Here is an 18,334-nt window from a genome sequence, read left to right as displayed (position 1 = left end):
CTCCGGTTCGATCATGAGCAGCCCGTCATTCGCCGACGCCACGGAGCTGGCCGGCGCGATCAAGGCCGGCAAGCTTGCCTGCGTGGATGCCATGCAGGCAGCTATTGCCGCCTGCACCAAGCAAGACGAGCTTGGCGCCATCACCTATCTCAATCCTGAGGCGGGGCTTGCGGCAGCGCGCGCCCTGGATCAGGAGGCCTCGGTTCATCCCGAGCGCTTTTCTGAGCGCGCCTTTGCCGGCGTGCCGACGGTTGCCAAGGATCTCGGCGGCCCCTTTCCGGGGCTGCCGGTGACGGCCGGCTCCCGCCTGTTTACCCGCACCGGCAACGGTGCAGACAGCGATCTGGCCGGCCGTTTTCGCGATGCCGGCCTCTGCGCATTCGGCTTGAGCACCAGCCCGGAATTCGGCTTCTCCCTCGCCTCCGAGCCGGCAATCGGCCCGATTTGCCGAAACCCGTTGGATCCGAGCAGGACCGCCGGCGGTTCGTCGGGTGGCGCCGCCGCCGCAGTCGCCGCCGGCATCGTGGCGATCGCGCACGCGACGGATGCGGGCGGGTCGATCCGCGTGCCGGCCGCCTGTTGCGGGCTTGTCGGGCTGAAACCGACGCGCGGCGCCGTGCCCGCCGGTCCCTCCTTCGGCAATCATCTGGGCGGCATTGCCAGCGAACTCGCCGTCACCTGCTCCGTGCGCGATACCGCACGGATGCTGGATGTCGTACGAAATCAAACCCGAGGACCATTTGCGGATATTGCTCAATCGCCAGCCAAGGCAGGCAGGCTTCGCATCGGACTTCTGATAGATACCGGACAGCGCTATGCGATCGAGCCGGATCGGGCACAAGCGGTGGAAGCCGCCGCCCGCTTGCTGGAAGGACAGGGACACGAGTTGATACCCCTTCGTTGGGGTGAGCTGGAAAGCGCTGTTGAGGCGAGCGCCCGAGCCTTCGGCGATATCATTTCCGTCAATATAGCCAATCTGGTTGACGATCTCGAACTGGACATAAACACCGCCGAGACGATGACGCAGGCCTTCATCACCCGCGGACGCGTCATGCCGGCTACAGCTCTTTGGAGCTCGCTCAATGGCGCGGTGAAAGCCAGCCGGATTCTGTGGGAAATCTTCGACGCTGTCGACGTCATCGTCATGCCGATGCTCGCCTCGGCGCCACCGCTGATCGGATCTTTCCCCACGGATCATTCGAACACCGAGCTGCACCTCGAGCGTATGGCCTCCTTTGCGCCGCTCGCCTCGCTCGCCAACGTCTCCGGCTTCCCCGCGATCACGCTTCCCTTCGGTGAGGATGCCGAGGGACTGCCTTTGCCGGTCCAGATGATGGCACCCATGGGTGAGGATAACCTGTTGCTGCAGCTTGCATCCACGCTCGAGGCCGAGCAACGTTGGCACCACCGCTTCCCGATTGCAGGATTTCCGACATGAGCACTCCTGTCCTGACCATCGAAGGTGTCAGCAAGCGCTTCGGCAGCACGATTGCCAATGACAATATCTCCTTGTCCTTGGCAAAGGGCGAGATCGTTGCCCTGCTCGGCGAAAACGGTGCGGGCAAGACGACGCTGATGAGCATCCTCTTCGGGCACTATGTGCCCGACACCGGGCGCATCCTCATCCACAATGTGGAACTGCCGCAGGGCAAGCCGCGTGCGGCAATCCGGGCCGGCGTCGGCATGGTGCATCAACATTTCTCGCTGGCGCCGAACCTGACGGTGCTCGAAAACATCATGACCGGCACGGAGGGACTATGGTCGCTCAGGTCTCAAACGGCGGCGGCCCGCAAAAAACTGTTGGCGATCTCGGAGCGCTTCGGCCTGAAGGTCGATCCCGATGAGCGCCTTGGCGATCTCTCGGTCGGCGAACAGCAGCGCGTGGAGATCCTCAAGGCGCTCTACAATGATGCGCGTATCCTGATCCTCGACGAGCCGACCGCGGTTCTCACACAGATCGAGGCGGAGAAACTCTTCTCGACACTGAAGCAGATGGCGGCACAGGGCCTGTCCCTGATCTTCATCTCTCACAAGCTCGATGAGGTCATGGCGACGGCCGACCGCATCGTCGTCCTGCGCGGCGGCAAGGTTGCCGCCGAAAGGCAGGCGGCCGAGACCAGCAAGGCCGAGCTCGCAGAACTGATGGTCGGGCATCGTGTTACACGACCGATCCGCGAGAAAAGCGCCGCCGGCGATATCACCCTGGAAGCCCGCGACATCACGCTCAAAAGCGGCGGCGTCGAACGCCTGAAGAAGATCAGCTTTCATGTGCGTGCCGGCGAGGTTCTCGGTATCATCGGCGTATCGGGCAACGGACAGGCAAGCCTGGGGCAGATCCTCTCCGGCACCTCGAACCGCTCGTCTGGCGAGCTTCTCCTGTTCGGCAAGCCTGTTGGCGATCTCGACGTCGCCGCGGTCATCGATGCGGGGATCGGGCGCATTCCGGAAGATCGAAACCGCGACGGCGCCATCGGCGAAATGACGATCTGGGAGAATGCCGTGCTCGAGCGCCTGTCCTCCTATTCGAAGCATGGTCTGGTCGACAAAGGCGCCGGCATGGCCTTTGCGCAAGAGATCATCGAGGCATTCGACGTGCGTGGCGGCAATGCTGCGACCCGCACCCGCCTACTGTCGGGCGGAAACATGCAGAAGCTGATCCTCGGACGCAATCTCCATGAGCGCCCGCGCATCCTCATCGCCGCCCAACCGGCGCGCGGGCTGGATGAAGGCGCTGTCGCCGCCGTTCACGGGCGCATTCTGGAGGCACGCCGGCAGGGCACCGCCGTTCTTCTGATCTCGGAGGATCTGGACGAGGTCATTGGGTTGGCCGATCGCATCCAGGCAATCGTCGGCGGGCGTCTTTCGCCGCCCATCGATGCCGACGAGGCCGATGCGCGGCTACTGGGGCTGATGATGGCAGGCGAATGGACGGAAAAGAGCGGGGCCGACAATGCGGTTTGAACGGCGCGAACACCGTCCACTTTATATGATGATCCTTGCTCCCGTGCTTGCGATCGTCGCAGCGCTCGCACTTGCCGGCATCTTGATTGCCATTGCCGGCGCGCCTGTTTTGGAAGCCTATCGGCGGATACTGCTCGGCGCCTTCGGCTCACGACTTTCGGCAACGGAGACGCTGACCCGCGCGACGCCGTTGATCCTGACCGGACTTGCGGCTGCCGTTGCCTTCCGCGCGCGTCTCTGGAACATCGGCGCCGAGGGGCAGTTCTATTTCGGCGCCATTGCCGTTGCAGCCTTCGGGTCGAAGATGCTCTCCGGTGTGCCCGGACCAATCCTCATTCCGCTCCTGATGGTGATCGGCGCCATCGCCGGCATGATCCTGATCCTCGTGCCTTTATGGCTGCGGCTGCGCTTCTCCGTCGACGAAGTCGTGACGAGCCTCATCTTGAATTTCATCGCGGTTCTCTTCGTCTCCATGCTGATCGACGGCGTGCTGAAGGACCCGACGGCATTCGGCTGGCCGCAGTCCCAGGCTCTTGTCGATCACGCCATGCTGCCGAAGCTGATCGCGCGTTCGCGCCTTCATATCGGCTTTGCGATTGCGATCGCCATCGCCGTCATCGTCTATTTCGTCCAGTCGCGCACCGTCTTCGGCATGCAGTCTCGGGCAGCCGGCCTCAACCCGTCGGGTGCCGTCTTTGCCGGCGTCCGCCTCGGCTCGACCCTCGTCAAGGTCGCCTGTCTTTCGGGCGGCCTTGCGGGCCTCGCAGGCGCGATCGAAGTGATGGGCGTCAAAGGCTATGTCACCACCGATCTCTCGCCCGGTTTCGGTTATGCCGGTATCGTCGTTGCCATGCTTGCCAACCTTAATGCGCTTGGCGTCGTGCTTGCGGCGATCTTCACCGCGACCATGTTCGTCGGCGCCGATGGCATGAGCCGCAGCCTCGGCATCCCCACCTACATCGCTGATGTCACAGTCGCCCTGTCGCTGCTGACCATGTTGATCGCCTTGTTCTTCACGCAGTACAGGATCCGCCGATGAGCACGCTGATCGACATCATTGCTTCAGCCGGACTTTGGGCTGCCGTGCTGCGGATTGCCACGCCACTGATTTTCGGCACGCTCGGCGCACTGCTTTGCGAGCGAGCCGGCGTCCTCAATCTCGGCATCGAGGGCATCATGACCTTCGGCGCAATGATCGGCTGGCTCGCCGTCTATCACGGCGCCGACCTGTGGACCGGCCTTCTGATTGCAGCGATCGCCGGCGGGATTTTCGGACTTCTGCATTCGGCGCTGACCGTCACGCTCGGCCTCTCGCAGCATGTTTCCGGCCTTGGCGTCACTCTCTTTGCGTCCAGTTTCAGCTATTACATCTTCCGGCTGGTGGTGCCGGTTGCCGGCACGCCGCCGACCATCTCGCCCTTCCAGCCGATCTCGATCCCCGGGCTTTCCACCCTGCCCTTTATCGGTCCCGCCCTCTTCACGCAGACCGCGCCGACCTATCTTGCGATCCTGGTGGCGCTTGTCATGGCCTACCTCATCTTCCGCACGCCGATCGGGCTTGCGATCCGCATGGCGGGTGAGAACCCGCACGCGGCCGAGGCTCAGGGCCTCAACCCGATGAAGATCCGTTACGGCGCGATCATCGCCGGCAGCGCCCTGATGGGCATGGGCGGCGCCTTCCTGACGCTTTCCGCCTTCAACAGCTTCTTTCCAACGATGGTGCAGGGGCGCGGCTGGATCTGCATCGCGCTGGTCGTCTTCTCGTCCTGGCGGCCGGGCCGGGCGTTGTTCGGCGCCCTGCTCTTTGCCTTCTTTGATGCATTCCAGCTACGCCTTCAAACCGCAGTCCAGGGCGTCCCCTATCAGATATTCCTGATGACGCCCTACATTCTGTCCATCGTCGCCCTTGCCGTGATGAGCAGGCGAGCCCGCGTGCCGCAGGCGCTGATGCAACCCTATCGCCGTGGCGAGAGATAATCCGAGGAGCCTTCCATGTTCGATCTGATCATTCGCAATGCCAATCTGCCCGATAGCCGCAAGGGCATCGACATCGCAGTCAAGGACGGCAAGATCGCAGCAATTGAGGCATCGATCACCGCCGAGGCGAAAGAAGTGATCGATGCGACTGACAGGCTGGTGAGCCCGCCTTTCGTCGATCCGCATTTCCATATGGACGCAACGCTGTCGCTCGGCCTGCCGCGCATGAACGTCTCGGGCACACTGCTGGAAGGCATCGCGCTCTGGGGCGAGTTGCGCCCGATCGTGACGAAGGAAGAGCTTGTCGATCGTGCGCTGCGTTATTGCGATCTCGCCGTCACGCAGGGACTGCTGTTCATCCGCAGCCATGTCGATACCTCCGATCCCAAACTGGTGACAGCCGAGGCGCTTCTCGAGGTCAAGGACAGGGTCAAGCCCTATATCGACCTGCAGCTCGTCGCCTTCCCGCAGGATGGCTACTATCGCGCCAGGGACGGCGTCTCCTCGCTTGAGCGGGCGCTCGACATGGGCGTCGACATCGTCGGCGGCATTCCGCATTTCGAGCGGACGATGGACGAAGGCCGGGCTTCGGTCGAAGCCCTTTGCAGGATCGCCGCCGATCGCGGACTTCCCGTGGACATGCATTGTGATGAAACCGACGATCCATTGTCCCGTCATATCGAGACGCTGGCGGCGGAGACGGTACGCTTCGGACTGCAGGGCCGCGTTGCCGGCTCGCACCTGACCTCGATGCATTCGATGGACAATTATTACGTCTCCAAGCTCATCCCCCTGATGGCGGAAGCGAGGATCAACGTCATCCCGAACCCGCTGATCAACATTATGCTGCAGGGCCGGCACGACACCTACCCCAAGCGGCGCGGTATGACGCGCGTACGCGAGTTGATGGACGCGGGCCTCAACGTTTCCTTCGGCCACGACTGCGTGATGGACCCATGGTATTCGATGGGCTCCGGCGACATGCTCGAGGTCGGGCATATGGCGATCCACGTCGCGCAGATGGCCGGTATCGAAGACAAGAAGAAGATCTTCGATGCCCTCACCGTCAACTCGGCCAAGACGATGGGGCTTGAAGGTTATGGGCTGGAAAAGGGCTGCAACGCGGATTTCGTCGTCCTGCAGGCTGTCGACACACTTGAGGCGCTTCGCCTGAAACCCAATCGTCTCGCCGTGATCAAGCGCGGCAAGATTGTCGCCCGCTCGGCGCCACGCATAGGCGAACTCTTCCTCGACGGCCGGCCTTCAAAGATTGACGGCGGTCTCGATTACGTACCTGGCAAAAAGTCACGCTAAATCAGGGAATAGCTTCGCTCCGGGATCCTGCTCGGCCTCTGGGATGATTTATGCACTTGGCTGGCTGTCTTCAGTGATCCCGTCTTAAACGTTTGGGAATGCCCGTCGCTGTTTTGACAAAAGAAATTCCGCGAATGTATACGTCAGATACCGACGAATTGAATGAAAAGCCGTTTCAAAATGGGCGATGAAACCAAGTCCGATCCTCATGTCCGCCGCAAACGTAACGCGGCGGTAACGCGCGATGAGATCCTGAGTTCGGCGCGTCGACTGTTTGCGGCGCACGGCTATACGGGCGTTGGTGTGCGCGAAATTGCCGCCGGGGCCGGTGTCACGGCCATGCTTGTCAATCGATACTTCGGTTCAAAGGAAGAGTTGTTCGCCGAAGCACTGTCGGCCGCACATGCGGAACCTGTCATTCTCAGTCGAGAGAATCTGGAAAGCGATGATTTTCCTCGCGCGTTTGCCCAGGCTCTCGTCGGGATAACCGAGGCTGGAGGAAACCCGCTCGAAGGCATCTCGATGATGATTCGGTCGGCATCAAGCGAACGCGCGGCGGAATTGGCCAAGAGCGTGATCGAGAAAAATCCTCTTAAAACCTTGACCTCGGCCTTGGACGGAAATCTCGCGCCTCAACGCGCGGCTTTGATGCTTTCTTTGGTCTCAGGCTTTCAAATGCTTCGGCAAACGATTGGTATCACTGCCCTGTCGGATGCGAAGCCGGAAGATCTTGTCGAACTGCTGACGCCAATCCTCCGAATGCTTCTGGCGCCGGAAAAGAGCTAAAAGCGATCTATTCGAGATCAGCGTCGATGCGCACGATCATGCCAGCTTCATCGAGGGCGATATCCAGTTGTCCTACCTCGTGTCCGAAGTCATCCCGGAAGTCGACCCGCGCGCGGGTGCGCCCATTGGGAAGCGGCTCGAGAGAAAGGAGACGGCTTACGGTGTGGTATCCCTCAAAGAAGCGCTCGACATAGTCGCGGATACCGTGATGGCCGTCGAACTGTTCACCCGTGGAAGGATCGTTGGGCTGGATGCTGCAAGATATTGCCCTGCCAGACGCTCCGCTGTCGCGCGTTGCTGTCGCCTTCAGGTGGATCCGCGAGACCTTCGCCAAGCCGCTGAAAGTCGACGATCCGGAGAAGGCACGGCCACATCGGTCGCCTTTGGTGTCGGCTATGGGAGCCCCAATCAGCTCAGTCGTGAAAACGGCCTGTCTCCGCAAAAGGATGTCGCCCGGCTCAGGCTTGAGGCTGCGTCACAAACTTCTGCAGAGTGGGTATGCACTCGCCGCGCGAGATATACCTCCGCGCATCCCGTTGGATCAAAAACTCCTGGTTGATCACCCATAGTGCATTGATGCAGCGAGACGTGTGGATATATGCATACGTTAATCGACCTCATCGATTCGAGGACCATTGTCGCAATCTTGAAGTGCTTGCTACTGTCTGTACCGAGATGGAGAGGACTCCCAATGAATTTACGGCTTGCTGCCAGCGCTTTTGCGTGTTCGCTGTTTATCGGATTGCTGGCGCTTGCAGTCCCCGCACGCGCGGCCGGTTTTGATTGCGCCAAGGCGGGAAACAACATTGAGAAAATGATCTGCGGTGATCGGCCCCTCTCGGATCTCGATAGCGATTTGCAGCGCACCTACAAAACGGCTCTCTCAGCAGCCGATCATGCCGGCAAGAAGGCTCTCATCACGGAGCAACGCAACTGGGCGCAGTATGCGCGCGCCATTTGCCAGGACGCAGACTGTCTCAAACAGATCTATACCGCCCGGATAACCGTACTGGCCCGCAATGAGCAGTACATCATCAACCAGGCCACGTGTCAGACCCCAGCCGACGCTTCGAGTTCCGAATGTATTTCCACGGTTGATGTCCGCGACGCAAACTGGCGAGTCGCTTCCTTCAACCAGACCCTTTCCGATCAGAAGAAGTCCGGCGAAATAGTCGGCTGTACCAAGTTGCTTGAGCTGCCCGGCATGTCGACGGATAGCAACGCCACCTATGGCGGATATTGCGTGCTTGAGGATAGCGGCAAGAGAACTCAGGTTAAGATTTGCAACGATGACATGATTGGAAAGTTCGGGTTGGAGGCAGCCGACCAGGCCAAAGAATCGGAGCAGGACCTCCTGAATTTCACGAACGTATGTCCGGGAGGCTGAAAATACCCACACCGTCACATCCACTCTTCACCGGAAGCAGCTGGGAATAAGCAGCGCGTCAAAACCGGGGCAATCACCAAGCATGAGTTCGAATCCCGTCCACACAAGTGGAACCAACGGCAACAAAATCGCCATCCTGATCTGGCTCCTCTATCTTTGCGGAATTATCTCGTTTGGCCTTTCTGCTGTTGCTGGGGTTACGATCGCGTATGTGCAACGCAACAGGCTGAGCGGAACGGTGTTCGAACAGCATGTTACCTCGGCCATCCGCACGTTCTGGATTGGACTTGTCGGTTCGTTGGCTTTCGGAGCGGTTTCTGCGTTCAATTTCTTCTTGGGTGCCGAAGAATTTTTCTTCTCTCAATTCATGCCGCCCGAAGAACCCAAGCAACTGGGATACACAGATCTCGGCCAGCTCTTCAGCGTTTCAGGCCTCGCATTGCTTGGATTGTTTGCCATTGTTATCTGGTATGTCTGTCGCTCTTTGCGCGGTCTCATCCGTGCCTGCCAAAAGCAGCCGATATAGGATCCAAGAGGTTCGTCGGCGCGGCGCAGACAATCCGAACCCACCGACAACGCTGGCGCAGCACGCCACTACCCTTCCACGCTCATCATGGGATTAGCCCGTTATAGTCTGCCCCGGCAACCCGGCTATGCTGCAAATGATGTACGTGTTTTGGCAGCCTCAGCCCGGCGAACGGCCAGCAGTGTCATGAGCGCGGCAAGCGCATTTGTCGATGCGCCGACGGCAATGGGAATCGTATAGCTCTGGCTGATATCGTAGACGAAGCCTGCCGTGCTTGGGCCGACAAGCGTCCCGATCGCAACGGACGTGTAAAGAACCCCGATGATCCGGCCTGCATGGCGTGCTCCAAACATATCGGCGACGACGGCGGGAAGAACCGCAACCCATCCGCCGTAGAAGAGCCCGAAAACGATCGCGAAGACCAGAAGAAGCGGGAATGACGAGCCGAGCAGCCAGATGACCAAGGCGACGGCCATGCCGGCATACATGCCGATCAGGAAGCGTTCTCGTCCCATTCTATCCGCCAGACTACCGAGAAAAAAGCGGCCGAGCGTGCTGCCAATGCCGATTGCGCCGACAAGCCATGTCGCGGTCGTTGCCGTTATGCCGTGATCGCGTGCGAAAGGCGCCAGATGCACGAACGGGACAAACACGCCAAGCGATGCCATCAGCGAAGCAAGATAAAGATCCAGAAAGCGCCGCGTCCGGACAGCGTCACGCACGGACGTGTCGGTCGGTGATTGCGATACAGCCGTATTCGCCGTGGCACTGCCATCAATGCCATCGGGATATTGTCCGCGGCGAATGGGCTCATCCTCGAGGACAAAGGCAGCCATAATACCGAAAATGATCGTGAGCGCGCCAATCACAGTGTAAGCGTTACGCCATCCGAAACCGCCGATCAGCCACGTCGCAAGCGGCGGCATGACGAAGGTTCCAACGCCAATGCCGCTGACCGCCAGACCGGATGCAAGGCCTCGGCGTGCTATGAACCAGCGCTGCACGGCGCCAAGCGCAGGTACATAGGCGCAGCCGACACCAATCCCGATGCCGATGCCATAGGCAAGATAGACTTGAATAAGCGTGTGCGCCTGCGCAGCCAGGATCAGCCCTCCCCCTGCGCAGACCATACCGATCGCACAAAGCGTCTTGACGCCCAGCCGGCCTGCGAGAGGCGCCGATATGATGCCAAACGAGAAATACAGGAAGCCAGCCATCGAGAAGACAGCCGAAACCGATCCCCGCGAGGCACCGAACTCATGTTGCAGCGGGTCCAGAAACGCGCTGAACGTATAGGCGCTGCCGAAGCCGACAAATGTAATGACGAAAGCGGCTGCTACCACATACCAGCCATAGAACACCAACGAGCGTTTTGAAGAATTCATGGTTGTCACCTGTCAGAAGAGCTTTCGACGTGCGGGTGGCGCCGATGCCATGTCGTAGCTCTTTGAAATGCAGCGCCAAGGGAAAAAAGTGAGCTCTCGTCGAATTCTACTGCAATCAACTGTAACCCGATCGGCATGCCGTTGGCGGCCACTCCGGCCGGAAACGTCAGGGTCGGATGGCCACTCATGTTGAAGGGGCACGTGTAGCGCTGCAACTTGGCAATGAGGTCCGGCTGCTCGCCAAGCGTTGCGATCGTCTCGATCGAAAGCGGTGCAAAGGGATGAACCGGCGTTAGAATGGCGTCGACTGACAAAAGCAAAGCCTCGACCCTGCCGCGAAACGCTGCCCGGCGCAGAAGGATTTCCTGATAGGCCGTCCCCGAGATCATCTTCCCGGCTTCGATAACCGAGGACAGGATCGGTCCGTATTGATCCCCATGTTCGGCATAGGCCATCCGATGAGCGACGGCTGCCTCGACGGCGCAATTGGGTGTCCAGTCTGCGATGATCTGGCTGACATCCGGAAATGAAACGTCCACGATCTCTACGCCAAGCTCGGAGAAGACGGCATACGCTTCGACAAGCGCCGCCTGCGTTTCCGGATCGACATCCTCGCCATTCCAGCGTCGATCGATGCCTATTCGCTTGCCACTTACCGCGGCTATCGTATCGGCCTTATAATCGGCGGTGGCGCGGATGCTTGTTGTCGGATCGTCAATGTCGTGTCCGGCTATCGCCGCCAGAATGGCAGCGACGTCGGCAACATTGCGTGCGATAGGTCCGATGTGGTCGAGCGAGGGTGCCAGATCGAAGATTCCCTGGCGGCTCACACGACCCCATGTTGGCTTGAGACCGGTGACACCATTGGCAGCAGCGGGCCAACGAATGGACCCACCGGTATCGGAGGCAATCGAACCGAAACATAAGCCCGCCGCGACCGCGACTGCGGAGCCGCTTGAGGAAATGCCTGCCCAATAATCGCTATTCCAGGGATTGGTGACAGGCGGTATGGATGGGTGGTAGTCCGAATAGGCGCCCTCCGTCAGCTGGGTTTTGCCGATCAGCACCGCACCGGTTTCGGTCAATCTGCGGACGACAGTCGCATCGCGCGGCGGCACAAAATGCCGATGGACGGTGGAGCCAGCGGGGGTCGCGAGCCCTTCGATCCAGCAGAGATCTTTCACCGCAACAGGCACCCCGTGGAGCGGACCGCGATGCAATCCAGATTCGATCTCCCGATCCGCTTTCTCGGCTTGACGAAGCGCGTCATTCGCAAGGACGCAAGCATATGAACGCAAGGAACCGTCCACGCATTCTATGCGCTCCAGCAGCATCTCGGTGACCTCCCGGGAGCTCAGCGCCCGGCGGCCAATCAGCTCGCTGATCTCCGTGATATCATGGAATTCCAAATTGGCAGACATTGGCACAAGGTCCTTTCAGCCATACACACGCTTTCAGGAATGCTGGAAACATACATTAGAAATTTTGCTGCATGACCGAGAATGATGGCGAGTTTGACACTCATCCGATCATTGATTTATGTTAAATTATCGCAATCTGCAAAGCAGAAGATTTGATCCGTATACAATAGATTTTCTTAGTCATGACAAATCGGTTGCCGCCATTAAACGCGTTGAAAGCCTTCGAGGCCGCGGCCCGGCATCTGTCGATCAAGCGCGCGGCGGAAGAATTATGCGTAACTCCCGGAGCGGTCAGCCAACTGATCAAGGTTCTGGAGGAATATCTCAACGTCAAACTTTTCGAGCGGGTGACACGCGGAATTTATCTGACGGATGCGGGGCGCGACTACCTGCCTTCGATCCGCAACGCCTTTCGCCAGATCGGGGAAGCCTCCGAGCGGATTGTTGCGCAGGCGGATTCGCGGCTGCTGACCATCAGCGCTACCCCCTTCTTTGCTTCGGCTTGGCTTATCCCGAGGCTCGCATCCTTTCGGTCAGCGCAACCGGATATCGATCTCCAGATCGTCACGAGCACGGCCTTGGTCGACTTTAGCCGCTCCGACGTCGACATTGCCATTCGCCATGGAATGGGACGCTATCCCGGCCTTCAGAGCGATCATGTGGTGACGGGCGAAATCATAGCCATAGCCGCGCCGGCCTTGGTAGCCAATCTTGGTCAACCGGAGAAGCCGTCAGACCTGACACGCTGGCCGCTGGTGCACGATTCCGAGCGAAAAGCCTGGGATCTCTGGTTCGAGACGCACGGCGTCCTGGAGCGGACCACTGTGCGGGGTCCCTCTTTCGATGACAGCGGCCTCTTGCTGAGGGCGGTTCTCGCGGGCCAGGGCGCCGGACTGCTGCCGGCCGCTTTGGTTGAGGAGGAATTGCGCGACGGGCGCCTGAGCCAACTGTTTCCACCGAAGCGAATGGAGGACTTCGCCTATTATCTCGTCTGCCCCGACAACAGGCGGAATCAACCGAAAATCGTGGCGTTCAGGGATTGGATATTGAGTGTCCGTTGACGGTGCCGATCGTCAGGGCCGGCCTTGCTCAATTCCCTTTCACAGGCCGAAAGATTGCCCCGCATCCAAATGAAAACGGCTGGCGGGAGAGACGAACCGGACGATTGAAGCCGAGATGTCATTGACCAAAGAGCGCTTGTAAAAACGGTTGTATTCGGGATCGGCCTTCGGATGAACGAAGCGCTCCTCAAACTGTATCGCAAGAAAACCTTCCAAGTGAACCATCACCGAATGAAAGACCGGTGCGCCGTATTGAATACCGAATTCTTCTGTTGCCGTTGGAAGATCGGCCTGGATTTCGTGCTCGGTCCGGGTCGGCAATATTGTGCAACAAGACGAAGGTCGATGACGCCTTGGGTTGAGAGATGAACGTTCCTACTCCCGCAACCCGCTCGATAACGCCTTTTGATCCGCCAGCAGAGCGAGACATATAACACGGCAATGATTTTTGCGACCGAATCCGGCTCTTCTGCTGTGGATCACCGTCGATGGCAGGATCGATGGGTCTCGAAGCGATCTCGTATTGCCACGGACGTGCGGTTGAGAGAAAAGGAACAATCTCGAGCCACGCCATCGATAACAGGGCTTCAACATCGTCCCGTGAGATGGCGATATCCTCTGCCCGCTCACAATACCGCTAAGGACCTCATCATGAAGTTATATAGATTTCCGCAGACCGACCAGGATATGTCGAGCATCATCCTTGGCATGATGCGCATCGCCAACATGGGCAATGACGAAATCCAGCGGCTGTTCGGCAGTGCACGGGATGCAGGCGTAACGTTTTTCGACCATGCGGATATTTACGGAGGTGCGCCGCACCGCTGTGAAGCCCGTTTCGGCGAAGCGATTTCGCTCAATGCCACAGAGCGCGAGAAAATCATCCTCCAGAGCAAGGTCGGCATCCGAAAAGGATTTTTCGATTTCTCCAAGGAGCACATCCTGGCCTCCGTCGATCAATCGCTTGCGGCCCTCAAGGTCGATTATCTCGACGTGCTTCTGCTCCACCGCCCTGACACGCTGGTCGAACCGGAGGAAGTTGCATCCGCTTTCGACACGCTTCAATCCTCCGGCAAGGTGCGGCATTTCGGCGTCTCCAATCATACGCCCGGGCAGATCCAGTTGCTGAAGACGGCAGTTCAGCAACCACTCCTCATCAATCAGGTCCAGCTCAGCATCACCCACGCACCGCTGATCGCGGCCGGCATTGCAGCCAATATGGCCGGCCTTGAACAGTCCGTCGATCGTGACAACGGCCTCCTCGATTACTCCCGCATCCACGGCATGACGCTGCAAGCCTGGTCGCCTTTCCAGAAAGGCTTCTTCGACGGCGTCTTCCTCGGTGATCGGGAGAATTTTGCCGAGTTGAACGATGCAATCGACGAGCTCGCCGCCGCCTATGGCGTGACCGCGACCGGCATCGCAGTCGCCTGGATCACCCGCCACCCCGCTAAGATCCAGGTTGTTCTCGGCACCACAAAGCCGGAGCGCGTGATTGAAGCCGCCGCGGGCTCATCCGTCTCGCTCACGCGAGAGGAGTGGTATCGCCTGTTCAGAGCAGCAGGCCACGCCCTACCCTGATCAGATTGACGCTTGAACAAGCCCTGTCGCGGCCGGATCGTTCCGGCCGCGATTTCGCATTTTGTAAGCAATATTTCGCCTACTGGATGAGGTGATGGCTCTTCAAAAAGCCTTGCGCGACCGTCGCGTTACGTCGCATCAAGATATGGCTTCAGAGGCATGTCGTCGCGGCGTGGCACAGTCTGCCTTTCGATCATGTGATGGATCACCGGCGGTTGTTCGCCTCGATGCAGCTCATGCAAACGCTCCGAAATCTCCGCGTCCGCGTGTGTCTGACGTTGATTGTGGCGAACGTAGTCGATCCACGTCGGCAGATGATAGCTTTCGGTCCACACATTCGGCTTTTCCAAGTCCCGCAGCAACGACCATTGCTTGGCGCCATCCCGGATTCTCATTCTGCGCCAGGCTGTCATCACCTCGAGAAATTCCGGTATACTCTCCTGATCGATATTGTAGTCGACCATGACAAGGATCGGGCCGCTCCTGGAGCGCAGGTCAAGCTGCAATTGCGGCTCGCTGAAGCTGTTCGCAGGATCGAGATTGAGCGATTCAAAATCCGGTTGGCGCAGGAGGACACCCAGCAATCCTCCGACCACCAATGCCGCGCTGGCAATAAACAGTGCGCCCGTGACGCCATGCTGGTCCGCCAATTCGCCCCAGAGCCAGCTTCCCGCTGCCATTCCCCCGAAAGTCGCCATTTGGTAAAGCGATAGCGCGCGCCCCACCACCCAGCGCGGTGTGGAAAGCTGCACGGTGACATTGAACAGCGAAAAGGCCTGCACCCAGGCCACGCCCGCCGGCATCAGCAGCAGGCAGCTTAACCATAATTGATGGCTGAGCGCCAGGAAGAAACAGCTGAGGGCGAGCGTGAAGAACGCGCCGCGAATGACCCACTCGTTGCTGAGGAGATCGCGAATCCGGGCAATCAGGAGCGCGCCACAGATGGCGCCGAAGCCGAAGAAGCCGAGCATGATCCCGTAGGTGATCGCGTTTCCGTGAACATGGTCGCGCGCAACCAGCGGGAGCAGCGCCAGAATGACGATAGCCGACAGGCCAAAGGCGAAACCGCGGCACATGACCTTGAGCAGGTTCGGCGACATCAAGACATAGCGAAACCCCGCCGACATTGCGCTCGCAAAAGGCTCGCGCGGAAGCGTATTGCGGGAGGGAGCCGTCTTCCAGCGCAAGAGCGCGAAAATCAGAGCGAAGTAGCAGAAGACGTTGAACAGGAACGCAAAGGCTGCCCCCGCTGCCGCTACGATAATGCCGCCGATCGCCGGCCCGATGCTGCGCATCAGATTGTAGCTCATGCTGTTGAGAGCCACGGCCCCGGGCAGATGCTCGCGCGGAACCACATCCCCCATGGATGCCTGCCATGACGGGTTGTGCAGCGCGCCGCCGCAGCCGATCAGGAAGGTGAAGCAGAGAAGCAGCCACGGAGTCAAAGCATGGCTGTAGGAAAGCACGGCCAGCGTTGCGGATACGCACAGCATCAGCATCTGCGCGATCAGCATGATCCGTCGTCGATCATAATTGTCCGCCAGCGCGCCGGCCGCCAGCGAGAAAATCATGACCGGCAAAGTGGTGGACGATTGAACCAGCGCCACCATGCCGTGGGACGTGGCGAGGCTGGTCATCAGCCAGGCAGCGCCGACACCCTCCACCAATCCACCAAGATTCGAGACAAGCGTTGCTGACCAGAGCAGGCGGAAGGTCTTTGACTGGAAAGCGACGAGCGGAGAGATTCTTTTGGGCATGTCGGCTTTTCTTCGCGGGATTTTGTCTGATCGGCCTAACGTTATTTCCTGGCAAGGAGCAGCGCGACCGAGTCGATCATTAGCCTATACAAAACGGCTAATTTCGGAAGCGATTTTAGAATAATATTCTCGCAACGGATTTTTATTCATCCGGACAGGCCGCCATGCGCTTACGCCGTCAGGCACAGCGCCATCGTTCTCCACGGGCCGCGCGGCCGCCGTCCAAAATCCGCTATTCTCTGATGAACGTGCCAGGCATTATGCAAAACTGATACCTGGAAAGAGTATGAAAGAAACGGATACCGCTGCTTTTCCAGGACAGCACATCGCCGTTCGTTTCAAGACATATTGCCATCGCGACCTTACAGGTTAAAGTGTCTCAAATAATGTCTGCCAGCTCGCGCATTTGGTGTGTCGGGAAATTTGAAGGCGACCACTGAACCCGAGATGTAACTTTTATCTGCACGGATCTGTTGTTGATCTTCGTTGATGGGGGACATAGTGGGGAATATCTTCAAGGACTCCGCGGCGCCGTACCTTCTGGTACTCTTATTAACCGGCGCGGGCTGGATGTTTAACTCCGCGATCGACCACGCGGCGAAACTGCGAATAATCGAGTATCGCTTCGAAGATGGCAGTGACGGACCGGTCGCAACCAAGACCGTCTTCCTCGCGAACAAATCTCTCACCGGCTCGGTGAATGCGGGCAATTTCCGGATGAGCTGCGTTCCACCGGCTGGGCAGCCGGGTTGTCTGGTGAAGCTGCCGACAATCCAATCCCAGGCACAATATGTCAGCGCTGGAAGCATACGCCTCGCAGAAAATCCGACCGTCCTGGATGACAACTCGGTGGGGTTCCCTGCGCTTCTTCCGCCGAGAGGAGAGGCCGGCTATCGAATAGGTGTCGTCGATAAATCGGTGCCGATCAGGCTCATCTATAACGTCGACTATGATCCCGTTAAAGGCACGCAATCAGATCTCGAGATACTGCTTATCGAGGATAAGCCGATCAATTGGCACTCATGGCGCGACATTTCGATCAGAGTACAGGCATTCGTATTCGAGAATTACATCACCCTTCTCGCACTTGGAATTGTACTGCTCGTCGCGGTGATCGCATTCTGGATACTCGTCCAGTTTATCCTGCTGATCTTCGGAAGATCGGACACACAAAGTACAGGAAAAACCAAGCTCAAGCTGACCATCGAGGGAAAGACACATGAGGTCGTTGTCGAAGAGATTTAGCGCACTCATCATCACCTCGGCCATACTGGGATCTGCGGAGGTGAGTGCGGCAGCGGAGAAGGTGGTGATCGTAACCCAATCAACGCCTGAAACCGGGAGCACGAAGGTGGCCGCCCGCATCTGGAGGCGCGCCGATACCGGCTCCTGGGAAGAGATCGATGGTGAGCGCCCGGAAATCGGCGTCTTGGAAGTTGCCGAGACCAAATGCGATATCAGCGTCTCCTACAAGGCGGCCGCGATGTGGGGCACGCATACCCGCGATGTGACCGCGACCCACTCGTGCCACGAGCCGCAAGTTGTGTTCAACGACTTCATTCCAACCGGGATTGCCGACGCTATCAATCTTGAGCAGTTGACGAATTCCACCGCCTGGGTCGCAGCATTGGGAACATCTCCAGGTGATGGGGAGCGCTTTGCGCAGACGTTCCAGACGGCGATTCTGCAGGGCAATTACGGGACAGTCGCCATCGCAGGGAGTGAAATTTCCGCGCAGCTGAGAAAGGCCGGAAACAGCCGCGATGCCGATGTCTTTGCCGCACTTTCCGTGCAGGCAACGTTGAGCGGTATCGCGAAGGCGAACAAAATCGAACCCGAGGCCCTAAACGTCGGGCAGATCGATACCGCTAACTACGCAGCCATTGGGGATGACGCCAAGTCCGCTCTCGAGACCTATCAGAAGACAATCGGGCTTGAAAAAACCTCGCCGGGGTTCGGGAAAACCGGCTGGGCGACCATGCGAAGCCTGGAAGGCGGCAACACTACAGCGGCTGCACAATGGAAACTGTCACCTTCGGCGGCAATCAAATTCGACGCGTCGCACTTCTCGCTACCAAAGGAATAGAGGCGACATCGACACGACCGGCGATCAAATAGCCGCCCAAGCGCACCGCCGGAACGGCTATGCGGCCACACACCAATTCCAGGACAGATCCC

Annotated in this window: 17 protein-coding genes; 12 read left to right on the top strand and 5 right to left on the bottom strand. The window is 59.0% G+C overall.

The window, feature by feature from the left end; genetic code table 11:
- Positions 1 to 13 precede the first annotated feature (13 nt).
- The 6 genes from HGP17_RS23920 to HGP17_RS23895 all read left to right on the top strand — a co-directional run bounded on the left by HGP17_RS23920 (position 14) and on the right by HGP17_RS23895 (position 7,038).
- Positions 14 to 1,438, top strand: coding sequence for an amidase (locus HGP17_RS23920; RefSeq protein ID WP_168812958.1), 1,425 nt, complete (start codon positions 14 to 16; stop codon positions 1,436 to 1,438).
- Complete coding sequence (locus tag HGP17_RS23915) at positions 1,435 to 2,961, top strand: ABC transporter ATP-binding protein (protein ID WP_168812957.1); 1,527 nt, start codon at positions 1,435 to 1,437, stop codon at positions 2,959 to 2,961. The genes HGP17_RS23920 and HGP17_RS23915 overlap by 4 nt, the downstream gene beginning before the upstream one ends.
- Entirely contained in the window at positions 2,951 to 4,000 is a 1,050-nt protein-coding gene (locus HGP17_RS23910) for an ABC transporter permease (protein ID WP_168812956.1), read from the top strand. Before HGP17_RS23915 ends, HGP17_RS23910 begins: the two co-directional genes overlap by 11 nt.
- A complete protein-coding gene (locus HGP17_RS23905; RefSeq protein WP_168812955.1) occupies positions 3,997 to 4,938 on the top strand; it encodes an ABC transporter permease in 942 nt (313 codons plus the stop codon). Before HGP17_RS23910 ends, HGP17_RS23905 begins: the two co-directional genes overlap by 4 nt.
- 15 nt (positions 4,939 to 4,953) lie before the next feature.
- Entirely contained in the window at positions 4,954 to 6,252 is a 1,299-nt protein-coding gene (locus tag HGP17_RS23900) for an amidohydrolase family protein (protein ID WP_168812954.1), read from the top strand.
- A 162-nt stretch (positions 6,253 to 6,414) separates the two neighbouring features.
- Positions 6,415 to 7,038 (top strand): TetR/AcrR family transcriptional regulator, encoded by a 624-nt coding sequence (locus tag HGP17_RS23895; RefSeq protein ID WP_246704184.1) that lies wholly within the window; start codon positions 6,415 to 6,417, stop codon positions 7,036 to 7,038.
- Positions 7,039 to 7,045: 7 nt separating this feature from the next.
- On the opposite strand, the gene HGP17_RS23890 is transcribed toward HGP17_RS23895, so the two are convergent.
- On the bottom strand, positions 7,046 to 7,372 hold the full coding sequence (locus HGP17_RS23890; RefSeq protein ID WP_205926103.1) for a nuclear transport factor 2 family protein: 327 nt from the start codon (positions 7,370 to 7,372) through the stop codon (positions 7,046 to 7,048).
- A gap of 264 nt (positions 7,373 to 7,636) precedes the next feature.
- On the opposite strand from HGP17_RS23890, the gene HGP17_RS23885 reads away from it, so the two are divergent.
- Both HGP17_RS23885 and HGP17_RS23880 read left to right on the top strand, forming a co-directional pair.
- On the top strand, positions 7,637 to 8,425 hold the full coding sequence (locus HGP17_RS23885) for a lysozyme inhibitor LprI family protein (RefSeq protein WP_205926102.1): 789 nt from the start codon (positions 7,637 to 7,639) through the stop codon (positions 8,423 to 8,425).
- An 82-nt stretch (positions 8,426 to 8,507) separates the two neighbouring features.
- Complete coding sequence (locus HGP17_RS23880; protein ID WP_168812953.1) at positions 8,508 to 8,951, top strand: hypothetical protein; 444 nt, start codon at positions 8,508 to 8,510, stop codon at positions 8,949 to 8,951.
- A gap of 125 nt (positions 8,952 to 9,076) precedes the next feature.
- On the opposite strand, the gene HGP17_RS23875 is transcribed toward HGP17_RS23880, so the two are convergent.
- Both HGP17_RS23875 and HGP17_RS23870 read right to left on the bottom strand, forming a co-directional pair.
- On the bottom strand, positions 9,077 to 10,336 hold the full coding sequence (locus tag HGP17_RS23875; protein WP_168812952.1) for an MFS transporter: 1,260 nt from the start codon (positions 10,334 to 10,336) through the stop codon (positions 9,077 to 9,079).
- A gap of 5 nt (positions 10,337 to 10,341) precedes the next feature.
- Positions 10,342 to 11,757 (bottom strand): amidase, encoded by a 1,416-nt coding sequence (locus HGP17_RS23870; RefSeq protein ID WP_168812951.1) that lies wholly within the window; start codon positions 11,755 to 11,757, stop codon positions 10,342 to 10,344.
- A gap of 182 nt (positions 11,758 to 11,939) precedes the next feature.
- Between HGP17_RS23870 and gcvA the strand changes: the two genes are divergently transcribed.
- Entirely contained in the window at positions 11,940 to 12,818 is an 879-nt protein-coding gene (gcvA, locus tag HGP17_RS23865) for a transcriptional regulator GcvA (protein WP_168812950.1), read from the top strand.
- Positions 12,819 to 12,857: 39 nt separating this feature from the next.
- On the opposite strand, the gene HGP17_RS23860 is transcribed toward gcvA, so the two are convergent.
- On the bottom strand, positions 12,858 to 13,139 hold the full coding sequence (locus HGP17_RS23860; protein ID WP_168812949.1) for a hypothetical protein: 282 nt from the start codon (positions 13,137 to 13,139) through the stop codon (positions 12,858 to 12,860).
- A gap of 330 nt (positions 13,140 to 13,469) precedes the next feature.
- Between HGP17_RS23860 and HGP17_RS23855 the strand changes: the two genes are divergently transcribed.
- A complete protein-coding gene (locus tag HGP17_RS23855) occupies positions 13,470 to 14,399 on the top strand; it encodes an aldo/keto reductase (RefSeq protein ID WP_168812948.1) in 930 nt (309 codons plus the stop codon).
- A gap of 128 nt (positions 14,400 to 14,527) precedes the next feature.
- On the opposite strand, the gene HGP17_RS23850 is transcribed toward HGP17_RS23855, so the two are convergent.
- Positions 14,528 to 16,156: an MFS transporter gene (locus HGP17_RS23850; RefSeq protein WP_168812947.1), complete on the bottom strand. Its 1,629-nt coding sequence runs from the start codon at positions 16,154 to 16,156 to the stop codon at positions 14,528 to 14,530.
- Positions 16,157 to 16,657: 501 nt separating this feature from the next.
- Between HGP17_RS23850 and HGP17_RS23845 the strand changes: the two genes are divergently transcribed.
- Together HGP17_RS23845 and HGP17_RS23840 are read left to right on the top strand one after the other, a co-directional pair.
- Entirely contained in the window at positions 16,658 to 17,401 is a 744-nt protein-coding gene (locus HGP17_RS23845) for a hypothetical protein (protein WP_168812946.1), read from the top strand.
- Positions 17,376 to 18,242: a hypothetical protein gene (locus HGP17_RS23840; RefSeq protein ID WP_168812945.1), complete on the top strand. Its 867-nt coding sequence runs from the start codon at positions 17,376 to 17,378 to the stop codon at positions 18,240 to 18,242. Before HGP17_RS23845 ends, HGP17_RS23840 begins: the two co-directional genes overlap by 26 nt.
- The last annotated feature ends 92 nt before the right edge of the window (positions 18,243 to 18,334 follow it).

Origin of the sequence: Rhizobium sp. P38BS-XIX, from assembly GCF_012641435.1 — a bacterium.
In the GTDB taxonomy this organism is placed as follows: domain Bacteria; phylum Pseudomonadota; class Alphaproteobacteria; order Rhizobiales; family Rhizobiaceae; genus Rhizobium.
Note: the sequence above shows the minus strand (reverse complement) of the source record. Positions and strands in the feature narration are given on the sequence as shown.

Bases quoted from the DNA above. Each gene is read 5' to 3' on its own strand.
- HGP17_RS23905 (WP_168812955.1), top strand. From the start codon at position 3,997: ATGAGCACGCTGATCGACATCATTGCTTCAGCCGGACTTTGGGCTGCC.
- HGP17_RS23885 (WP_205926102.1), top strand. From the start codon at position 7,637: ATGCATACGTTAATCGACCTCATCGATTCGAGGACCATTGTCGCAATC.
- HGP17_RS23875 (WP_168812952.1), bottom strand. From the start codon at position 10,336: ATGAATTCTTCAAAACGCTCGTTGGTGTTCTATGGCTGGTATGTGGTA.
- HGP17_RS23915 (WP_168812957.1), top strand. From the start codon at position 1,435: ATGAGCACTCCTGTCCTGACCATCGAAGGTGTCAGCAAGCGCTTCGGC.
- HGP17_RS23870 (WP_168812951.1), bottom strand. From the start codon at position 11,757: ATGTCTGCCAATTTGGAATTCCATGATATCACGGAGATCAGCGAGCTG.
- HGP17_RS23895 (WP_246704184.1), top strand. From the start codon at position 6,415: ATGAAAAGCCGTTTCAAAATGGGCGATGAAACCAAGTCCGATCCTCAT.
- HGP17_RS23840 (WP_168812945.1), top strand. From the start codon at position 17,376: ATGAGGTCGTTGTCGAAGAGATTTAGCGCACTCATCATCACCTCGGCC.
- HGP17_RS23880 (WP_168812953.1), top strand. From the start codon at position 8,508: ATGAGTTCGAATCCCGTCCACACAAGTGGAACCAACGGCAACAAAATC.
- HGP17_RS23900 (WP_168812954.1), top strand. From the start codon at position 4,954: ATGTTCGATCTGATCATTCGCAATGCCAATCTGCCCGATAGCCGCAAG.
- gcvA (WP_168812950.1), top strand. From the start codon at position 11,940: ATGACAAATCGGTTGCCGCCATTAAACGCGTTGAAAGCCTTCGAGGCC.
- HGP17_RS23850 (WP_168812947.1), bottom strand. From the start codon at position 16,156: ATGCCCAAAAGAATCTCTCCGCTCGTCGCTTTCCAGTCAAAGACCTTC.
- HGP17_RS23910 (WP_168812956.1), top strand. From the start codon at position 2,951: ATGCGGTTTGAACGGCGCGAACACCGTCCACTTTATATGATGATCCTT.
- HGP17_RS23920 (WP_168812958.1), top strand. From the start codon at position 14: ATGAGCAGCCCGTCATTCGCCGACGCCACGGAGCTGGCCGGCGCGATC.
- HGP17_RS23855 (WP_168812948.1), top strand. From the start codon at position 13,470: ATGAAGTTATATAGATTTCCGCAGACCGACCAGGATATGTCGAGCATC.